The sequence below is a fragment of the Collinsella aerofaciens genome (genome assembly GCF_040910265.1).
GTDB classification, from domain to species: Bacteria; Actinomycetota; Coriobacteriia; order Coriobacteriales; family Coriobacteriaceae; genus Collinsella; species Collinsella aerofaciens_BK.
Genome location: NZ_JBDGAW010000001.1, coordinates 14,508 through 34,111 on the forward strand (window position 1 = coordinate 14,508; position 19,604 = coordinate 34,111).

General features: G+C 59.2%; 17 protein-coding genes. 10 read left to right on the forward strand and 7 right to left on the reverse strand.

What is annotated here, in order from left to right; genetic code table 11:
• Nucleotides 1–30 precede the first annotated feature (30 nt).
• Complete coding sequence (locus AB5Z14_RS00055) at nucleotides 31–1,806, reverse strand: lactose/cellobiose PTS transporter subunit IIB (RefSeq protein ID WP_368129814.1); 1,776 nt, start codon at nucleotides 1,804–1,806, stop codon at nucleotides 31–33.
• Nucleotides 1,807–2,163: 357 nt separating this feature from the next.
• Here AB5Z14_RS00055 and AB5Z14_RS00060 point away from each other — a divergent pair, with 357 nt between their 5' ends.
• The 7 genes from AB5Z14_RS00060 to AB5Z14_RS00090 all read left to right on the forward strand — a co-directional run bounded on the left by AB5Z14_RS00060 (nucleotide 2,164) and on the right by AB5Z14_RS00090 (nucleotide 8,351).
• Nucleotides 2,164–3,168, forward strand: a complete 1,005-nt coding sequence (locus AB5Z14_RS00060; RefSeq protein ID WP_368129815.1) for a LacI family DNA-binding transcriptional regulator — start codon at nucleotides 2,164–2,166, stop codon at nucleotides 3,166–3,168.
• Between the two features lie 213 nt (nucleotides 3,169–3,381).
• Nucleotides 3,382–3,720: a PTS lactose/cellobiose transporter subunit IIA gene (locus AB5Z14_RS00065; RefSeq protein WP_055252615.1), complete on the forward strand. Its 339-nt coding sequence runs from the start codon at nucleotides 3,382–3,384 to the stop codon at nucleotides 3,718–3,720.
• Between the two features lie 282 nt (nucleotides 3,721–4,002).
• Nucleotides 4,003–5,016 (forward strand): hypothetical protein, encoded by a 1,014-nt coding sequence (locus AB5Z14_RS00070; RefSeq protein ID WP_055252625.1) that lies wholly within the window; start codon nucleotides 4,003–4,005, stop codon nucleotides 5,014–5,016.
• A gap of 325 nt (nucleotides 5,017–5,341) precedes the next feature.
• A complete protein-coding gene (gene lacA / locus AB5Z14_RS00075; RefSeq protein WP_006234830.1) occupies nucleotides 5,342–5,770 on the forward strand; it encodes a galactose-6-phosphate isomerase subunit LacA in 429 nt (142 codons plus the stop codon).
• A gap of 63 nt (nucleotides 5,771–5,833) precedes the next feature.
• The gene (lacB, locus tag AB5Z14_RS00080) at nucleotides 5,834–6,358 is read left to right on the forward strand and encodes a galactose-6-phosphate isomerase subunit LacB (protein WP_006234831.1); all 525 of its coding nucleotides are present in this window, start codon (nucleotides 5,834–5,836) and stop codon (nucleotides 6,356–6,358) included.
• Nucleotides 6,359–6,477: 119 nt separating this feature from the next.
• Nucleotides 6,478–7,359, forward strand: coding sequence for an aldose 1-epimerase family protein (locus AB5Z14_RS00085; RefSeq protein WP_368129816.1), 882 nt, complete (start codon nucleotides 6,478–6,480; stop codon nucleotides 7,357–7,359).
• A gap of 56 nt (nucleotides 7,360–7,415) precedes the next feature.
• Nucleotides 7,416–8,351: a hexose kinase gene (locus AB5Z14_RS00090; RefSeq protein ID WP_368129817.1), complete on the forward strand. Its 936-nt coding sequence runs from the start codon at nucleotides 7,416–7,418 to the stop codon at nucleotides 8,349–8,351.
• A 108-nt stretch (nucleotides 8,352–8,459) separates the two neighbouring features.
• Here the strand turns inward: AB5Z14_RS00090 and AB5Z14_RS00095 are convergent, their stop codons facing one another.
• A complete protein-coding gene (locus AB5Z14_RS00095; protein WP_368129818.1) occupies nucleotides 8,460–10,088 on the reverse strand; it encodes a UDP-glucose--hexose-1-phosphate uridylyltransferase in 1,629 nt (542 codons plus the stop codon).
• Complete coding sequence (locus AB5Z14_RS00100) at nucleotides 10,079–11,284, reverse strand: galactokinase (RefSeq protein ID WP_346977188.1); 1,206 nt, start codon at nucleotides 11,282–11,284, stop codon at nucleotides 10,079–10,081. The genes AB5Z14_RS00095 and AB5Z14_RS00100 overlap by 10 nt, the downstream gene beginning before the upstream one ends.
• 383 nt (nucleotides 11,285–11,667) lie before the next feature.
• Here AB5Z14_RS00100 and AB5Z14_RS00105 point away from each other — a divergent pair, with 383 nt between their 5' ends.
• Nucleotides 11,668–12,654 carry a LacI family DNA-binding transcriptional regulator gene (locus AB5Z14_RS00105; protein ID WP_195521222.1) on the forward strand — a complete coding sequence of 329 codons (987 nt, stop codon included), beginning with the start codon at nucleotides 11,668–11,670 and terminating at the stop codon, nucleotides 12,652–12,654.
• 129 nt (nucleotides 12,655–12,783) lie between these two features.
• Nucleotides 12,784–13,944 (forward strand): FprA family A-type flavoprotein, encoded by a 1,161-nt coding sequence (locus AB5Z14_RS00110; protein ID WP_368129819.1) that lies wholly within the window; start codon nucleotides 12,784–12,786, stop codon nucleotides 13,942–13,944.
• 59 nt (nucleotides 13,945–14,003) lie between these two features.
• Here AB5Z14_RS00110 and AB5Z14_RS00115 read toward each other — a convergent pair whose 3' ends face one another.
• Complete coding sequence (locus AB5Z14_RS00115; protein WP_368129820.1) at nucleotides 14,004–14,807, reverse strand: DeoR/GlpR family DNA-binding transcription regulator; 804 nt, start codon at nucleotides 14,805–14,807, stop codon at nucleotides 14,004–14,006.
• A 335-nt stretch (nucleotides 14,808–15,142) separates the two neighbouring features.
• On the opposite strand from AB5Z14_RS00115, the gene AB5Z14_RS00120 reads away from it, so the two are divergent.
• A complete protein-coding gene (locus AB5Z14_RS00120) occupies nucleotides 15,143–16,000 on the forward strand; it encodes a class II fructose-bisphosphate aldolase (RefSeq protein ID WP_195521209.1) in 858 nt (285 codons plus the stop codon).
• Between the two features lie 431 nt (nucleotides 16,001–16,431).
• On the opposite strand, the gene AB5Z14_RS00125 is transcribed toward AB5Z14_RS00120, so the two are convergent.
• The 3 genes from AB5Z14_RS00125 to vsr all read right to left on the reverse strand — a co-directional run bounded on the left by AB5Z14_RS00125 (nucleotide 16,432) and on the right by vsr (nucleotide 19,528).
• Nucleotides 16,432–17,055, reverse strand: a complete 624-nt coding sequence (locus AB5Z14_RS00125; RefSeq protein WP_368129821.1) for an HAD family hydrolase — start codon at nucleotides 17,053–17,055, stop codon at nucleotides 16,432–16,434.
• 56 nt (nucleotides 17,056–17,111) lie between these two features.
• Nucleotides 17,112–18,041 (reverse strand): AraC family transcriptional regulator, encoded by a 930-nt coding sequence (locus AB5Z14_RS00130; protein ID WP_368129822.1) that lies wholly within the window; start codon nucleotides 18,039–18,041, stop codon nucleotides 17,112–17,114.
• 497 nt (nucleotides 18,042–18,538) lie between these two features.
• The gene (gene vsr / locus AB5Z14_RS00135) at nucleotides 18,539–19,528 is read right to left on the reverse strand and encodes a DNA mismatch endonuclease Vsr (RefSeq protein WP_368129823.1); all 990 of its coding nucleotides are present in this window, start codon (nucleotides 19,526–19,528) and stop codon (nucleotides 18,539–18,541) included.
• Nucleotides 19,529–19,604: the final 76 nt, after the last annotated feature.

Below are 19,604 nucleotides of genomic sequence, written 5' to 3' on the forward strand. Positions count from 1 at the left end.
CTTGGATGGTCGGCTGGCCCTGGGCGTTACTTACTTCGAAAGTTGCTCACTCACGAAGGCGAGAGACTTGTCGCCGTTCTGGGAGAGCTCGATGTACTGCTTGCCACGGCAGGCGACGCACTTGTTGCCCACGCGCTCACAGTCCTTCTGCAGGTCGGCCAGGTAGCTTGCGGCCTGCGGGGCCAGGACGACCAGGTCAAAGTCGGGGAGCATGTCCACGTGGTTGCCATAGGCCTCGGCAGCGGTCTCGAGGTTAATGCCGCGCTCCTTGGCGGCCTTGGCCAGCGCGTTGGCGAGCAGGCCCGAGGTTCCGCCGCCCTGGCAGAGCACGAGCACGCGCTTGCCGTTGAGGTCGCTGGCGGTCGTTGTCTCGGCAGCGGGTGCTGCGGAAGCGGCGGGGGAGTCGGCCTTCACGGCCTCGGCAGCAGCGCCGGCGGCAACGCTCTTGGCGTCAGCCTTGCCCTGGAAGGCATCGTTGAGCTTGGCGGCCTTCTCGGTGTTCTTGGCGGCGAGCTCCTCCTGGGAGATCTCGGCCTCCTCGGCGCACTTCTGGGCGTCATAGGCACGGAAGAACGGGTAGTACAGAACGAAGTCGACGACCAGGATAAGGGCGAGCATCACAAAAGCGAGCGGCTGGAAGCCCAGGCCCATGATGGTGCCGATGGGGCCGGGGACGGTCCAAGGCAGGGTGTACATAAAGCCGTTCATGCCCAAGAAGTCGATAAAGATCTTGAGGATCCAGATGTTGGCGATCGGGGCAAAGACAAACGGGACAAAGAAGACGGGGTTGAGCACGATGGGCGCGGCGAACAGCAGCGGCTCGTTGACGGCAAAGCAGACGGGGACGATGGCGGCCTTACCGACGGCGCGCATCTCCTGAGACTTGGCCAGGAAGCAGAACATAAAGACCAGGACGAGCGTGGCGCCGGTGCCGCCCATGCAGACGACGAAGTACTGGGCACCCTGGGTTAGGACAGCGGAAGCGTGCTGGCCGGCCTGGAACGCAGCCAGGTTGTCGGTCATGTTGGCAACGAGGGCGGCGGCGATGGCGGGCTCGACGATCGAGGGGCCGTGGACGCCCACGAACCAGAACAGGCTCATAGCGCCGTAGATCACAGCGAGGCCGATGTAGCCGTCGGCAGCGGTGAACAGGGGCTGGAACACCTGGATGACGCCCTGGGCAAAGCAGAAGCCAAAAGCAGCGCGGAAGGCTATGTCAAAGACCCAAAAGACGGTGATGCAGACGGAGAAGGGGATGATGTCCTTAAAGGTCTGCGAGATGTTGGGCGGAACCTGCTCGGGCATCTTGACGGTGATGTTGCGCTTAATGAAGAACTTGTAGATGATGCCGGTCACAAACGCAGCGATAAAGGCGGTCAGCAGGCCTTTGGAACCAAGGTAGGTGGTGTTGAAGCCGCTGGCAGCGTCCGTGGCGATCGTGTCGCTCGAAAGGAGCAAGAAGCCGATGATGGCCGCGCACATGCACGAGATGAAGTTGATCTGGTTGTTCTTGGGCAGATCGCGGTTCTGAGCGTCGGCGAAGTGCTTGGCCGTGGTGGCGGCACAGGCGATGGCCAGGATGCCCATGGAGTAGTTGTAGCACTTCCATAGGGCGTTGTTGATGTCATCGGGCCAGTAGAAACCCCAGATATTGGGAACCGAGGCTACCAGGCAGAAGATGGACGAGAAGATGATGATGGGGATGACGGAGATAAAACCGTCGCGGATCGCCTTGAGGTACTTGTTGCGGGCGATCGCGTTGAAAAAGGGCTGGCCCTTTTCGATGATGGCGATGAGTTGCTCCATGCAATGCTCCTAAGAGTCGGTGGGTTAGCAACGATGGTAGCTTTTGGCGTTCAGTTGCCAAAATGTTGACGTTGCCATTTTGCGACACAAAAAAAGACGCGAACCGGTGGTTCCTGTGCCTGCGAACCGTCGATTCCCTATGCGTAAACGTTTGAGCCGCCCGGTGGCTCTGTGTTTGCGCAATGGCAACGTTAACATTTGGGCGTCAAAAGCCGTTTGGGGAAGCAAAAATGTCGGTGAACGGTAGGTTTTGGGTGGTGAGCGTATGGTGGGGGAGGCGTTGGATATACTTGAAGGCGTTAAAAATGACTGCGTAGGGTGCCACCAATGGCATCGTCTACATAGAAAGATCGACCTATGGCCGCTGTTAAAAAATCGGTTTCCGTTAAGGATGTGGCGCGTCTCGCGGGCGTCTCGGAGCAGACAGTCTCGCGTACGGTGCACGATTCGCCCAGTGTGCGCCCCGAGACCAAGGAGCGCGTGCGTGCCGCCATGCGCGAGCTGGGGTATCGCCCCAATTTTGCCGGTCGATCGTTGCGCCGCGGTAAGTTTAAGACCGTCGGCGTCGCCATGTTCAACATTACCGGCACCGGCAACCTCGACCGTATGGAGGGCTTTGCCGCCGCCGCCGACAAACACGGCTACGCCATCACCCTCACTAAAGTAGATGGACACCCCTATACCCTCGAGAGCGCATCGTCGCGTATGAGCGCACTGCCGGTGGACGGTATTGTCGTGATTATGAACCGCATGCCGGCGGACTTTGGCACTTTTGAGCCGCTGCCCGGCATGCAGACGGTGCTCGTTACGATGTTGGAGCACCCGCTCTGTTCAACGGTCGATAACGACCAGTTCGATTGTTCGCGCCAGGTGGTCGAGTACTTGCTGGGGCGGGGGCACAAAACCGTGCACTTTATCTCGTGTCCCGAGCGCTCGCTTTCGGGCATGCGGCGCGAGGAAGGCTGGCGCGAGACATTGCGTGCGCATGGCATTGAGCCCCCGCAGCTCGTGCGCGGCGATTGGACGGCACAGAGCGGGTATGCTGCCGGTCAGGCTCTGGCGGACGATCCGACCTGTACGGCCATTTATGCCTCCAACGATGCCATGGCATATGGCTGCATCCGTGGGCTCGAGTCGCGCGGGAAGCGCGTGCCCCAGGACGTGAGCGTGGTGGGTGTTGACGACAGCCTGGGCGATATCGTGCCCGACCGTCGCCTGACCACGGTGCGCTTTGACAACAAGCGCGTCGGCATGTGGGCGGTCGACAAGATTGCCGGCGCCGATGGGGGTGCGTCTGGCGTGGAGCACATGCTGATTCCCGGTGTGCTCGTAGAGGGCGATACGGTGCGCGATTTGCGTTAGGGTGCGGTCCTGTTTGGGTTGCCGCTAACTGTGTTCGATATTGTTAAATTTGTTTAAAAACCGTTCACGGGCGAAAAGTGACCGTTCATAGCTCGAAATTACGTTTTGAGCTGTTCTATTTTGTTTGAATGTTATTGTTTCTGTCATATACAACGCAGCGCGTATGCCCGGACGCGATGCTCTCCATTGGTTCATATGTGAAAGGAACGCAACATGGCAACCAAAGAAGAAATCTCGATGGTTGGATTCGAGATTGTCGCATACGCAGGTGACGCCCAGACCGATCTGCTTGCAGCGCTCGATGCTGCTCGCGAGGGTGACTTTGAGAAGGCCGAGCAGCTGCACAAGGATGCCAGCGATGCGCTCATCGGTGCCCACGACACGCAGACCAAGCTGCTTTCGCAGGAGGCCGGCGGTGGCGAGATGGAGATGACCTTCATCATGGCTCACGCTCAGGACACTCTCATGACCACTATGATCCTGGAGAAGCAGGCCCGCTTTACCATCGATGCCTACAAGCGCATCGCTGAGCTCGAGGCCAAGCTCGCCTAACGAGCCCTCACAACCAAGTTCCCTTCCAAAAGCCCTGCCGCACCCGCGACAGGGCTTTTTCTGTCCTCCTCCAAGTTGCGGTGAAATAGGGACTGAATAGGGGCCGGCGGGCGCAAAACAATCCCTATTCCACCGCAACTCATCCCGAGATAGTCGTTGGACGTTCTTAAACGACTGGTCATTGGGGACAGTCTTGGTGCGCTCCGTTCGTCCTCCCGTTCGATTTTTGCTCGGTGGGTATACTTCCATCCGCAATACAGGCCGGAATGAGGAGGTATCCAAATGCCGGACAACGGATTGATTCAAAAGAAAGATGCGCACGAGATGGCTCATGGGCGTCCTGTCCAGATAACCGAGCACACGGCGGTAACCGAGCTGCAGCCCAGTCTGTCCGATGTCGTGTGCGCAAACAAAAAGCTGCAGATTGGCTTTATCGTTGCGCTCGTGGTCCTGGCGCTGCTGTCGGGCTTTGTAGCTCGTCCGCATTTCGCCGATACCAAAACTTGGGACTCCACCATCGAGGTCATCGACCAAAAGAAGGGTAACGTACTGGCGCTCACGACCTCGTGCGTGGCGCTATCTGCGGGCATTACCGCGCTACCTGGTGATACGGGAACGCCGGTTGCCGAACAGCTCGCGCAGCTTTCAGGCAACCTTGGTATCGTGCTTGCCGTGCTATACCTGGAGAAATATTTGCTCACGATTTTGTGGTCGGTTGGCTTGGGCATCTTAATCCCGTTTGCGTTGGTGCTCTTTGCGGTGTCGCTCGGCATTCACGGGCGCTGGAGCACGAGCGCTGTCCTGCGCCGTGTGGCGACACGCGTGCTGGTAGTTGCCGTGATCGGCATGGCGTTGGTGCCTGCAAGCGTTTGGGTGTCGCAGAAGGTCGATGAAACGTATCGCGTAAGTATTGAGCAAGCTGAGCAAAAGGCTGCGGACGCTGCGGACGCGGCCGACACCACGGACAAGTCAGCCGAGACCAGCTCAAAATCGAATAAGAAAAAATCCGAGGCCACAGAGTCCAAAAACGTGCTCGAGCAGTTGACTGATGGGGCCTCGAGCCTTGTTACGTCGGTGACCAGCGGTGCCAAGCAGATGACCGACGAGATCGTGCAGCAGGTGACCGACCTCATCGAAGGCGTCATCGTGATGATCGTGACTTCGTGCGTTATCCCGCTGCTGGTGCTCGTGGCGTTCCTGTGGCTGGGACACGTACTGCTAGGGATCGATATTTCCGGCCCGGCGAACTATTTGACGGGCCGCTTTCTGAGTGCTCCGTCCAAGCACGCCAAATAGGGTGGGCAGTCCGAGTAGCTAAAACAGCTGTATATACCGGGGAATACCGCCGAAGGGCGGCCGAGACACGTTCTTGGCCGCCCTTTTGTTTGTTGAACACGTGGTCGCTACGTCCGCGCCCGGCTCAAACGGTCAGCAATCATCCGTGAACGATATTTGTTCAAAAAAGAACAAAGATAAACAAATAGTTGTTGCAGTTACTGTTCGAATGTGTTCAAATAAACATGAACAGTGAAGAACCGCACATTCAGATGCCCGGACCTGAACGCGATTCAACACTTCCAAACAGAAACTACGCACCTGCGTATCTCTCAAGGAGGATGTCATGAGGGTTGTAATCGCTTCCGATGCCGACGGTATGTCGATGAAGGAGTCTATCAAGGAGATGCTCATCGCCGACGGTCACGAGGTCGTCGACTATTCCGAGACCCCTGCCGCGGACTTTGTCGATTCCGCGACCGCCGTTGCCAAGGACCTGCTGGAGCACAAGGATTCCCAGGGCTTCGCATTCGATAAGTACGGCGTCGGCTCCTATATGGCCGCCGTCAAGATCAAGGGCATGGTCGTCGCCAACATTTCCGACGAGCGTTCCGCTTACATGACCCGCGAGCACAACGGCTCGCGCATGGTCACCATGGGCCCGGGCGTTGTGGGCACCGAGGTCGCCAAGAAGATCGCCCGCGAGTTCCTGCGTGCACAGTACGCCGGCGGCCGTCACCAGATCCGTGTCGACATGCTCAACAAGATGGCCTAACGAGAGCCACCGAGAACTCGAACTTCTACCTCAACTTGTGAATTCAGACGAAAGGACGTTCTGATGAAGAAGACCATCGCAATCGGTTGCGACCATATCGTTACGGACGAGAAGATCTATCTGGCCGACCGCCTGGAGCAGGCTGGTTACAAGGTGCTCGACTGCGGCACCTACAGCCACACCCGTACGCACTATCCCATCTACGGTAAGGCCGTGGGCGAGGCTGTTGCCAGCGGCAAGGCCGACTTTGGCGTGGCCCTGTGCGGCACCGGCATCGGCATCACCAACGCCGTCAACAAGGTTCCCGGCGCCCGCTGCGCCCTGGTCCGCGACATGACCTCTGCCCTGTATGCCCGTCGCGAGCTCAACGCCAACATCGTGGGCTTTGGCGGCAAGATTACCGGCGAGTTCCTGATGGCCGATATCATGCTTGCCTTCCTGGAGGAGCCCTACGAGAAGACCCCCGAGCACGATGCCCTGATCGCCAAGATCGATGCCTGCAATAAGGCCGACGCCGAGGCTCAGGCTGACCCGCACTTCTTTGACGAGTTCCTCGAGAAGTGGGACCGCGGCGAATACCACGATTAGCGGGTATCCGGCGTAATTAACTAGTCCGTTGACGGCTCGCGTTTCTGTGATGGGGCGCGGGCCGGTTTGCTATCAGCCCCACTGACTTGGCGGGCTGTCGTAAGAAAGGGAAGGCTCCTATGGAGTTTGTTCTTGATAACGGCTCTGTCCGCATTGCGTTGAGCACGGCTGGCGGATCGTTCACTTCTATTGCGGCCAACGGCCGTGAGTACCTGTGGCAGGGCGACCCGGCGGTGTGGTCGGGCCAGGCACCCATTTGTTTCCCGATCTGCGGCGGCCTTCGCGACGGTCACGCAATGACCATGGGCGGCCGCGAGGTTAAGCTCGCCCGCCACGGCTTTGCGCGCAAACAGGAGTGGAAGCTCGAGGAGCAGAGCGACAACATGGTTGCGCTGAGCCTAAGCTCTGCCGACCATGCCGAGTTGCTCGAGCAGTACCCGTATCCGTTTAAGATCGTTGCTCGTTACATGATCGATTCGGAAAAGGTGGCCGTGTCGTACGAGGTGACCAATGAGGGCACCGAGGACATGCCGTTCTTTGTGGGCGGTCACCCTGGCTTTAAGTGCCCGCTTGACGAGGGCGAGTCCTATGACGACTACGAGCTCCGTTTTGAGCAGCGCGAGGCCGCCGAGCTCTGTACTGCCGTTCCCTCAACGGGCCTGATTGATGTTGAGCATCGCAGCAAGAACCCGATGGTTGGCCATGACCTGCCGCTGACCCACGAACTCTTTGACTTCGCGGAGACCATCTTTGACGTGCTCGAGAGCCGCGTGGTTACGCTGACCAAGAAGACCGAGGACAAGGGCGTGCGCCTGACGTTCCCCGATATGCCGTACCTGATTGTGTGGAGCAAGCCCGAGGGCGACTTTGTGGCCGTGGAACCGTGGGGCGGCCTCTCCACCTGTTCCGACGAGGACGATATTCTGGAGCACAAGCGCGGCTGCCTGGTGGTCAAGCCGGGGGAGACCGTTACCCGCGGCTTTGAGATCGAGATCCTTTAACGAGCTATCGTATGTTTGGGGCCGCGCGTGTCGTGCCCCGGAAACAGGAGTTCAATATGATTCTGACCGTTACCATGAACCCGTCGATTGATACGCGCTATCAGCTCGACAAGTTGATCATCGACGATGTTAACCGTGTGACGCCCGAAAAGACCGCTGGCGGCAAGGGCCTCAACGTGAGCCGCGTGCTGCTGCAGTTGGGCGACGATGTGCTCGCGACCGGTCTGCTCGGCGGCCATATGGGTGCCTATATGGCCGAGCTCATGGATGCCGATGGCGTCAAGAACGACTTTGTGCCCATTGCCGGTGAGACGCGCATTTGCCTGAATATTCTGCACGAGGGCAATCAGACCGAGCTGCTGGAGAGCGGCCCGCAGATCGCCCCGGCCGAGCTCGAGGCCTTTACGGCCAAGTTTGCCGAGCTTGCAGCGAAAGCGGACGTTGTGACGCTTTCGGGCTCGCTGCCGCGTGGTGTCGATGCCGGCTACTATGCCGAGCTCGTTAAGATCGCCGAAGAGGCGGGCGCCAAGGTGCTGCTCGACACCTCGGGTGCATCGCTGGAGGCCGCGCTGGAGTCCGACGCTAAGCCTGAGCTCGTAAAGCCCAACCTGACCGAGATTAACGGCCTGCTGGGTACGTCCTTTACGACCGATGATGTCGATGCCCTGCGCGAGGCGCTCGCCGCTGATGGCCGCTTTGCCGGTATCCCCTGGGTTGTCGTTTCGATGGGCGCTGCCGGTTCGGTGGGCTTCCATGAGGGTCGCGCGTTCCGCGCCAAGACGCCCGCGATTGCGGCTGTGAACGCGACGGGTTCCGGCGACTCGACCATCGCCGGCTTTGCGCATGCCATCGCTGCCGGTGCCGACGACGTCACGGTGCTCAAGACCGCCAATACCTGCGGCAAGCTCAATGCCATGGATCCCAAGACCGGCCACCTGGTCATGGACTGCTGGGACGAGGTCTACAACAGTGTTGTCGTGACTGAACTCTAGGAGTCGCGACGCCGAACACTCAAAAACGGCGCCCGTCGGCGATGTTGCCGGCGGGCGCCGTTGCCTTGAGGACGAAATGATCCGTTTTCCTCCGTCCCCAAGGGATCATTACAGTGAGTCGATAAAGCGCTGTTGGGCGGCGCGGCCGGCTTCGTCCCACTTAAAGACGCCGGCGTTGTCGAGCACGTGGCCAAACACCACGCCGACCTCCTCGTGCAGGATGTCGATGGCGTTGTCTACCGTAAGCTCGTCGGCGCGGCGGGCAAAGACATCCTTGGCCCATGCGGCGTGGCTGCGGCAAAGGTCGTCGCCCTCGAGCGCGCCGGCAAGGTCGTAGCTGGCATCGGCCTTGGCTGCCAGCAAGTGCTCGCGGACGGCGCCGAGCTCGGGAACCAGGCGCGGCGGCAAGATCGCCAGACCCATAACCTCGATCAGGCCGATGTTCTCCTTCTTAATGTGGTGATACTCGGCATGCGGATGGAACACGCCCAGCGGATGCTCGTCGGTTGTGATGTTGCAACGAAGCGCAAGGTAGGCCTCGTAGATTTCGCCGCCGGCATTGCCGCGGGAGTCTACGCGGCGAATGACGGGCGTCACGGTGTTGTGCGCCACGCCGTCGGCTGTGTGCGCGATGACGCCCACGGACTCGTCGGTCCACTCGCGCCAGGCGAGGATAATCTTCTCGGCAGCGTCGAGCAGCTGAGCGCGGTCATGCGAGCGCAGGCGCAGCACCGAGAGCGGCCACTGCAGCACGGTACCGCTGACCTGGTCAAAGCCGGGCACGCTGAACTGCGAGACTTCGGCGGCATGCATCATGGGAAACTCGTGTGCGCCGCCCTGGAAGTGGTCGTGCGACAGAATCGAGCCGCCCACGATGGGTAGGTCGGCGTTGGAGCCGATGAAGTAATGCGGGAACAGGTCGACAAAGTCGAGCAAGCAGGTCAAGCCCTTGCGGTCGACGTGCATCGGACGATGCGCGGAGCTCATGGCAATGCAGTGTTCGTTAAAGTACGCGTACGGGCTGTACTGGAAGCCCCAGCGCTCGCCGTCGAGCTGGATGGGGATAACGCGCAGATTCTGGCGGGCGGGGTGAGCGCCGCCGTCGGCTGCAGCGGAGCGTCCGGGATAGCCCTCGTTTTCGATGCAGAGCTGGCAGGCGGGATACTTCTCGCCCGTGTTCTTGGCTGCACCTGCCGCGGCGATATCGCGTGGGTCCTTCTCAGGCTTGGACAGATTGATAGTGATCTCCAGGTCACCCCAGTTGGTGGAAGTGCTCCATTTGATGTTGCGCGCGATGGCGGCGCGGCGCACGTAACCGGCGTCACAGCACAGGCCGTAGAACCAGTCGGTCGCGGCGTGGGGCTCGTGGACGCCCATACGTCCGTTGAACTCCTCGTTTACAACCGAAGGCCTCGGCATGAGCCCGCCCATGATGCGCATGGCGATCCGGTCGCGGCCCGACGCCGTGTCCTCGGCAGCACCGTTGGCCACGGCGGCCTCGGAAAGCACGGCAAGCGTGCCCTCCAGGTCAAAGTCGGGGAGTGTATCGGGGTGCAAGAGAGAAATCTTCTCGGTCTTGAGCGCCCAAGCCATGTCGAGTGCGGGACCCGTGGCGCCGATGCACTCCAAAATGGTGTTGTATGCCCAGATGCGATCGTCCTGGCCGATCATCGATCGGTGAATAGCGTACTCGATCAGGTTCTGCGCGGCCTCGCGCACGTCAGTCATTACAGCCATGCCGCGTAAGCCCCCTTGTCAGAGATGGCATAGTGACGGGCAGAGCCCTCGCCCAGCCAGCTGTTCATCTTGGTGATGAAGGTGTCGACCAGATCGAGCGGCACGAAGGCCTGGATGGTACCGCCAAAGCCGCCGCCGTGAATACGAACGGCGCCACGGCCGTCTAGCACATGCTCGGCAAGAGCAAGCGCGTACATGGAAGGCTGCTCGGCACCCAGTTTGGCAACAACATTCTGCAGGTACATGGCAGAGCTGGCGCCGGACTCGCGCGTCAGGACCAGGAACTGGTCAATGTCGCCGGCGTTCAGGGCCGCCCAGCGCTTATCGACCAGGCCGTTCTCGTACCAGTAGTGAACGGCGCGCAGGCAGGCACGGTCGCCCAGCTTGGCGCGCAGCTCGGGGAGCTTGGCGTCAAAATCGGCAACGTTTACCTCGCACAGGCGTGCCTTGCCAAACTCGGCGGCGACGTCTTGCATCTCGCGCGGAACGGCGGCGTAGTCGTCGGTGGCTGCCACGTGGTCGGCGCCGACCTTAACGAGCACGAGCGCATAGCCGTGATCCTCAAAGTTGAGCTCGAGCTTCTGGGTCTTAGGCTGAGCCTGGTCCTCAAAGTCCATGTAGGCAAGGCCGCCCAAGCAAACGGCGGCCTGGTCCATAAGACCGCAGGGCTTGCCATAGTAGTTGTTCTCGGTGCGCTGGCTCATCTGGGCGAGTGCGACGGGCTCAATTGCGGGTGAGCCCCAGAGGGTTTCCATGGCGCGGCCGTATGCCGCCTCGACAGCAGCAGAACTCGAAAGACCGCCGCCCGAAGGGACGGAGCAGGTAAAGGCAAAGTCGAAGCCCTTGGGCTCAACACCAAGCGCTGCGACCTCGTGGGCCATACCACGCACGAGGCTTGCGGACGTGCCCTTCTCGGACTCCTGAACATCCAGCGTGTCGAGCGTGATCTCAAACGTAGGATAGCCCTCGTCGGCGACACGGACCTTGTTGGAGTCGGTTGCCACGGCGATGCCGTCGACGGCGACATCGAGCGAGCCGGCGATAACGTGACCGCCCTCGTGATCGGTGTGATTGCCGCTGATCTCGGAACGCCCGGGCGCGTGTACGTAGAGCACCTGGCGGTCGCCGATGGGGCCAAACTCCTCCTCGAACAGCCTGGTGAGCGTGGTGAGTGTCTTTTCGTCGGGGGCGGTCATATGGGTCCTTTCCTTGACGCGGGAGAGATTGGTCCGTGTCATTATGAGTACGTTAATAATTTTGAGCACCACAAACCAGACGGTCGCAGCGCTGCACGTTAATGGGTATGTTAACGTACTCATAACACAACGCATATCTATTTCTGAGAATCTGGTAATCGGTAGATTTTCGGCCGTGAACGGTGTAGCCGTATGGACATATGGAGCAAAAGAACCGCTGATAGAAAAAGTAGAGTACGTTAACATGCGTCCGACGATAGCGGGCCTCGGTGCGGGGCGTGCTTCCGCTCGGGCCGACATTCACGCTATTCAGATCTTGCGAGAGCGAAGGTGATTTTGTGGCAAGGCGCCCTTCCAACGATACAGGTACGCGCCCGGTTTCCATGGCCGACGTTGCCCGCGCTGCCGGTGTTTCGCAGCAGACGGTTTCGCGCGTTGCCAACGGCCTTCCTAACGTCAACGAGCAGACGCGCCAGCGCGTGCAGGCCGCTATGCAAGAGCTCGGATTTCGTCCGAGTTATGCCGGTCGCTCGCTGCGCGACGGCCGTTACCATTCGGTCGGTCTGTGCGTCAACGATGTCACCAAGTTTGGCAACCTCTCAATGATCGACGGGATCGCCAGCGCTGCTCGCGAGCATAATTGCGCCATCACGCTGGTCGAGATGTCCAAGACCGAGGAGTTTTCGCTTGCCGAGGCCACGCGTCGTATGGCCGCGCTGCCCGTGGACGGCATCATTATCGGCATGAGCCGTATGGCTCCCGATTTTGAGACGTTCAATCCACTGCCGGGCATTGGCACGGTTATCGTCACCATGTACGCGCATCCGCGCGTGACCACGGTCGATTCCGACCATTACGGCTGCTCGCTATTGCTTATGGATCACCTGTTTGAGCTGGGACACGAGCAGATTCGCTATATCGGTGGCCCGTCGTTCTCGGTCGACGAGCAATTTCGTCGCGCCGGTTGGCAGGATGCACTCGAGCGTAAACACATCGAGCCGGCAGAGCCGCTCGAGGGCGACTGGTCTGCCAACAGCGGTTACGAGGCCGGCAGATATCTGGCCGAGAACGACCGCACCATGACGGCGATCTATGCGGCAAACGACCAGATGGCAAATGGCGCGATTGCAGCGCTGCGCGATAGCGGTCTGCGCGTGCCCGAGGACGTGAGCGTGGTGGGCGTCGATGACTCGCTCGACGACTTTGTCGCGCATAACGAGCTCACGACTGTGCGATTCGATCTGCATCAGCGCGGACGCGAGGTATTCGAGCATGCGGTTCCCGAGGCAGGTACGGCGGGCAAAACCGTTGCTATTCGTATTCCCGGCCAGCTCATCGTTCGACATACCACGGCAGCTCATCGCGTATAGTTTTTGCAGGTCAACGGCGGTATATTCCGCCTAAATAACAATCGGTAAGGTTGCCGGCAGATAGCTGTGGCTCTAAAGACGAGTGCTATGATAGACGGGCTCTTTTGTCTATCTAGGAGGCTTTGCCTGATGGAGATCACCAAGGATATCCGCTACGTTGGCGTCGACGATCACGACATTGACCTGTTCGAGGGCCAGTACGATGTGTCCGAGAACGGTATGGCATACAACAGCTACGTTATCGTGGGCGAAAAGATCGCTGTCGCCGATTCGGTCGACGGCGGTTTTGTTGACGAGTGGCTCGGTAACATCGAGGCCGCGCTCGATGGCCGTACGCCCGACTACCTGGTCGTCCATCACATGGAGCCCGATCACTCCGCCGGTATCGCTGCCTTTATGGAGCGCTATCCCCAGGCGCAGATCGTGGCCAGCATGGGTGCTTTCCGCATGATGGTCAACTACTTTGGCACCGACTTCCCCGAGCGCAAAATGGTCGTCAAAGAGGGCGATGTGCTCGATCTGGGCGGCCACAGCCTGACCTTTATCGGCGCCCCCAACGTTCACTGGCCCGAGGTGCTCTTCTCCTACGAGTCCACCGACAAGGTGCTTTTTAGTGCCGACGGCTTTGGCAAGTTCGGCGCCAACGACATCGAGGACCCGGAAGGCTGGGCTTGCGAAGCGCGCCGCTACTACTTTGGCATCGTCGGTAAGTTCGGCAAGTTCGTGCAAACTGTGCTCAAGAAGGCCGCCGACCTGGACATCCAGATCATCTGCCCGCTTCACGGCCCCGTACTGACCGAGAACCTGGGCTATTACCTCGATACCTACAACACCTGGTCGAGCTATCAGCCCGAGGACGAGGGTATCACCATTGCCTATGCGAGCGTGTATGGCCATCTGAAGGCTGCCGTTAAGGAGCTCGCCGCAGCACTCGAGGCTCGCGGCCAGAAGGTTTCCGTCTTTGACCTGGCTCGCGACGACATGGCCGAGGCGGTTGAGGATGCGTTCCGCTATGACCGTCTGGTGCTCGCTTCCATTACCTATCAGGGCGAGATCTTCCCGTTCGTGAGCACCTTTATCCATACGCTTGCCGAGCACGCCTATCAGAACCGTACGGTGGCACTCGTCGAGGCCGGCTCCTGGGCGCCCACCGCTGCCAAGGTTATGACCAAGGAGCTCGAGGGCATGAAGGACATCACCCTGGCGCAGAACAAGGTGACCGTGCTGGGTTCGCTCAACGACGCCTCGCGCGCTCAGATCGAGGTCCTTGCTGACGAGCTGTCCAAGTAGCGATATCTCGCTTTTAACGAGCAAAACCACCACAAAGGTACCTTTGTGGTGGTTTTTGTTTAAGCGCCGGCGATGACGAGATTCGGGCGGGCGTCGTCGGCGGTCTCGGCGATTGAGGTGGCGACGGCGCCATCGGGATCACAGTCCATCACGATGGTGTCGACGTCGGCAAGCTCGGCAAAACGATACATACCGCGTCCGTTAACCTTGCTGGCGTCCATGAGGGCGACGCTTTGATGGGCTGCGGCGATCATAGCCGTTTTGGTCTCGGCCATCTGGGGAAAGTCGGTCGTAAAGCCGCAGCCGGGAACAAAAGCTCCAGGGCACATGACGGCAAGATCGGCGTGGACCATTTGGAGCGCCTGCATAGTGAGCGGTCCGTACAGATAACGATGGCCTTTGCGCAGCGCCCCGCCCGGCATGACGACATCGACTGAGGGCATGCTCTCGTCGATGTAATCGGCAATGGTAATGTCGGCCGTGATGACGGTGATACCGTCGCGCTGATCGAGGAGCCGGACGAACTCGAGCGCCGTGGTGCCCGAGTCGACGAGCAACGTGTCGCCGTCACTGACGAGCTCGATGGCGCTTTGCGCGATGGCCTGCTTGGCGGCGACGTTGACATTGATGCGGCGATCCTGCGTGGAGACGGTTAGGCGTTTGTGGAGCGACACAGCGCCGCCATGTGTGCGGCGCAGCTTGCCGGACTCGGCGAGGGCGTCCAAGTCGGCGCGCGCCGTGACGGAGGACACGCCAAAGGTCTGGGCGATTTCTGCTACCTGCACCGAGGCGTTGTGCTCGAGCATCTCCATGATGGCGGCACGACGCTCATCGGCGAAAGCGCGGTTTGTTGCGTGGGTCATTGCTGCTCCATCCTGAACCGAAATTTGCAGGAATTATGTTGAAACTATTTTCGTTCATTTTCTTTTTTAGTAAGAAAACGCCTTTCGATTACTTATCTTTTCTATAAAAGAAAGATGATTCGCTTGAAAACTGCAATGTCGTATAGAGGAATCCGGTGCGAATCTCTTCCGTTTGCTTTTCAAAAACGAGCGTCTTGACCTGTGTGCCGGTGATATCTCATGCGTGCGACACCATCGATTTTCATACAATGAGCGCAGCAAAACGCAAGGTAAAACGCCTTGTGAACAACTACGCCCGATGTCCAGATGCGGGCGAGGGAGAGGAGCAAACGCTCATGGCACTTGTTACCACCGAAAAGATGCTCAAGGACGCTCAGGCCGGCCACTACGCCGTAGGCGCGTTCAACGTCGAGAACCTCGAGTTTGTTATGGCCGTTCTGGCTGCTGCCGAGGAGACCAAGTCCCCCGTCATCATGCAGACCACCCCGGGCACCATCAAGACCGCTGGTCTGGACTACTTCTACGGTATGGTCAAGGCTGCCGCCGAGCGCGCTTCCGTGCCCGTCGCTCTGCACCTCGATCACGGCGATGGCTATGACCGCTGCATGCAGGCTTTCCGCACGGGCTACACCTCTGTCATGATCGACGGTTCGCACGAGTCCTTCGAGGACAACATCGCCCTGACCAAGTCCGTCGCCGACGCTGGCTGCGCCATGGGCGTGCCCGTCGAGGCCGAGCTCGGTAAGGTTGGCGGCAAGGAGGACGACGGTCCCGCGGTTGAGGGCGAGAGCCCCTACACCGATCCTGCCGAGGCTAAGGAGTTCGTCGAGCGCACTGGCTGCACCTCCCTCGCTATTGGCGTTGGCACCAGCCACGGTGTGTACACGAGCGATCCGCACATCGAGCAGTCCGTGGTCAAGGCCATCCGCGACGCCGTTGACGTGCCGCTGGTTCTGCATGGCACCTCCGGTGTGCCCGATGAGCAGGTCGCCGAGGCCGTGAAGAACGGCATCTGCAAGGTCAACTACGCCACCGAGCTGCGTCAGGCCTACACCAAGGGCTTCATGGCCTACATGGCCGAGAACCCTGCCTGCTTCGATCCCAAGAAGCCGGCCAAGGAGGGTATGCGTGAGATCACCGAGCTGGTTAAGATCCGCATGACCAACCTCAACTCCGTGGGCAAAGCAGAGTAACAGCAAGGGTACTCCGGCTCGCTACATATCCCGGGGAGGGACGAGGGCTTAGTCCCCCAATCGTCCTCGGGCATGCAAAAAGCCTCGCTGCGCACTTCGTGCGGCGAGGCTTTTTGCCCCCTGCGGAAAGATTGGGGGACTAAGCCCTCGTCCCTCCCAAGTTGACCTTCTCGAGGTCGTCGCCCTTGTGGCGTTAGGGCGGAAAAATAATAAGAAGCCTTCGCGCTGCGGAATGATTTTGGAAACTAAGTACGGGACCCGCCCAAACCGTCCTGCTCAATCGCCCTTGTGGCGTTAGTGTCGGAAAAATAAGACGTTGCTTTTTGCCCCCTGCGGAAAGATTGGGGAGCTAAGCCCTCGTCCCTCCCAGGTTGACCTACTCGAGGTCGTCGCCCTTGTGGTGTTGGGGCTGAAAGGGTGGGGCGCGGGGGTTACTTGGTTGTTAGGGTTAGCAGGTCGTTGGGGGTTTCGAGGTTGTAGGTGGCATTTGGGATGTCTTGGTGTGATCCCCATGCCGCTCTGGCAAAACTGACCCCTGCCGAAGTTGCGCATTGTTCGTCGTAGACGGTGTCGCCAACGTAGACGACGTTGCCAGGATTCGCGCCCGTACGCCGGAGATATTCGAGCATGGGAGCGGGTGCGGGTTTATGTTCGGTTGTGTCTTCGACAAGGATGATGTGCTCAAAATACCTATCGAAACCAAGGGGTGCAATTTCTTTTGCGTATTCGTCGCGCGCACGTGAGGAGACGATGCCAAGTTTGCAGCCGCTATCGGCGAGTGTTGCGATGACTTCAAGCAAACCTGGAAACACGCTGATGGTGCTTTTAAAGCTGGCGGCAACTTGGCACCAGCGATCCAACGTTGCCTGCGAGTAGATCCCAAGTTTCTCAAGGGCATCCTTGCCGGGTATGCCGAGGGCAAAGTCAAGCTCGTGTCGGGGAAGCGTTTTGCCGGTTTCTTCTTGGACAATCTGGCCAAGCGATGACAGCACGCTTTCTTCTGTATCTGCCAATGTCCCATCAACGTCAAACACGATATAGTCAAAGTACTTCATATAGTAGCTCCTATCCGTTGTTTGCCTGCAAGTTTGATGCAGTGACAGAAAAAGGGCTAGCGGGATTTCTGCCTGGTACTATCGAGATTCTGCCTCGCTGCTCGATAGCTCGAAGGAGTGCATCCCATTTGTTCTTTAAATACCTGGCCAAGATGGCTTGCTGTCGCAAAGCCGCATTGGCGCGCGACTGTCTGGACCGTTCGCGTGGTGTGTGCCAAAAGTTCGCAAGCACGGTTTACGCGGTATGTGCGCAGATATGCCGCCGGGGTCGTTCCTGCGCAAGCTTCGATAATGCGGTAACACTCTCTTTCGCTTACGCCGGCTGCAGATGCCATCTGGGGCACATCTATAGCGGCTGCATAGTTTGCGCGGATATAGTCCAGGATTGCCTTGAACTGTACGTCGCGGCTGGTCATCCAAGAGGCGTTGTCGGAGGAAAAGAGCGGTTCGGCCTTGGCGTAAATCTGAATCCAGAGCTCTGACAAGCTATTCCGAAGCGCCATCTCGTTCTGCGGCCGTTGAAGGTCGTGGCTAAAGGAGCTCTTCAGCAAATCGATAAAGGGCATATCGTCGGGGTTGGTGGGCGACCATTTGAGCACATCGACGCCTCGACATTGCAGCAAAGGATTGATATAGCGCTTTTGAAGGCGTCCCGCGGGATCGCCGAGCATCGACGGCTGAAAGATATGCAGCATTTGAATGGCTGGCGCCGAATTGGGTGATTGCAGCGTGCTGTGCAAAACGCCGCCGTTGATAAAGCCGGCGGACCCTTCCTCAAAGCGTACGTGCTCATGAGCCGCGCGCGTTCGATAGTCAATCGCTCCCTGCTCCATGTAGAAAAGCTCAACTTCGGAATGCCAGTGCCAGGGGACGGAATTGCCCGGATAGCGAGCGAATTCTGCGCGTTCGGCAACATAGGGCCAGTCTTCGGCGGTCTCGGGAAACGCTTCCTCGCGTCCTCCGCGGTGCAATTCTATGTGATCCATGTTTCGCATGGCATCAGTATAAAGCGCGATGGGCTTAGATTGCTCTTGCCTGTTCGGGGAACGCCTTGTCTAGGGATGCTTGGAGCTTTTCGAACGATGCTCGTAAGTTGAGGCTCTGATCGGCTGAGCGCTTAGTTTTTGTGGTGGGGGAGTCGAGGAGACCGTTTCTCTGTGTCGGGGGGAAGGGGAAAAGGTTTGCATGTTTTAGGGATGGCTGCTGTGCTGCGTCATTGGAAGAATGCATGCTTATGCGGCCTCCTCGATGTCCACCAAAAGGTTGCGCACAGGGTGTGCTGCTAGGTCCCGTGCGTTGGCAGTATTATGCAGCGGACCGTTCAAAGAAGCGCTAAAGAAAGGCTTAACCTGGTTTGGTGTTACGATGAAACCGCAGGTCAGAGGTATTGAGTAACACTCTTGAAAGGTTTTGGGCTTAAGGGCTTTCTAAGGTTTGTGACGTGGATGTGGCGCGGACGTACGGAGCGTGTGAATGCACGCTGTTAGCGCTGCAGCTCTGCGGCGCGCACCTGCTCGATGACCTTTTCCATCGTGGCGTCGATGCGGTCTTTTTTGAGCTCGCATTCCCAGATGGTTATGGGTGTCCAGCCCATTTGAGTGAGTGCTGCCACGGCAGCGCGGTCGCGCTCGACGTTGCGACGGAACTTTGCCTCCCAAAACTCAACGTTGCGCTTGGGCTGGCTAGGGTTGCACTTGGGGCAGCGGTGCCAAAAGCAGCCGTTGACGAAGATGGCGATCTTGCGCCCGGGAAAGGCGATGTCGGGCTTGCCGGGAACCTTCCATTCCAAGCGATAGCCCGTAAGGCCCGCTGCCCGCAGGCGCTGGCGAACGAGCAGCTCGGGCTTGGTGTTGGCGCGCTTGTTGCCCTTCATGGACTTTTTGATGGCGGCGCGACGGCGCACGAGCTCACGCTCGTCGGCGGAAAGGTCCGAGGTATCGATGCCGTCGAGCAGGCCGGGCTTGGGACGCTTCTTGCTGCGGCGCTTAGGTGCGCGCTTGGGCTTGGTGGAGGGCTCGTCGGTCGCGGTGGCGTCGGCGTAGTTGGCAGTGCCGTTGGCCTCAAGCCGATCTTCCCTCAACTCAATCAGAGCATCGATAAGCCCTTTGTCGGCGGGCATCCACTCAACGGTGGCAAGCGAGGTGCGCGGAATCCAGCGGATATCGAGCTGGCGGTCGTGCTTCTGGGGCTCATCGGATTCATCGGCGAGCGAGCAGTAGTAGCACTCCATGGAGAGATGGAAATCGGGGTAGTCGTACTCAACGGTATAGAAATCGCGCAGGTTGGTGACTTTTACCTGCAGCTCTTCCATGAGCTCGCGGCGTACGGCGTCCTCGGGTGTCTCGCCGCGCATGAGCTTGCCGCCGGGAAACTCCCAAAGTCCCTGCATGTCGCCATAGCCGCGCTGCACGGCAAGCAGCTCGTCGGATCCTTCCTTGCGAATGATCCCAGCGGCAACATGAACAGTCTTCAACAGGAGTCCTCTCTCAACATCAACACGTGACAGGGTAGCTACCCCTACCTTACACAACGGTAAGGCAAGCGTAAGC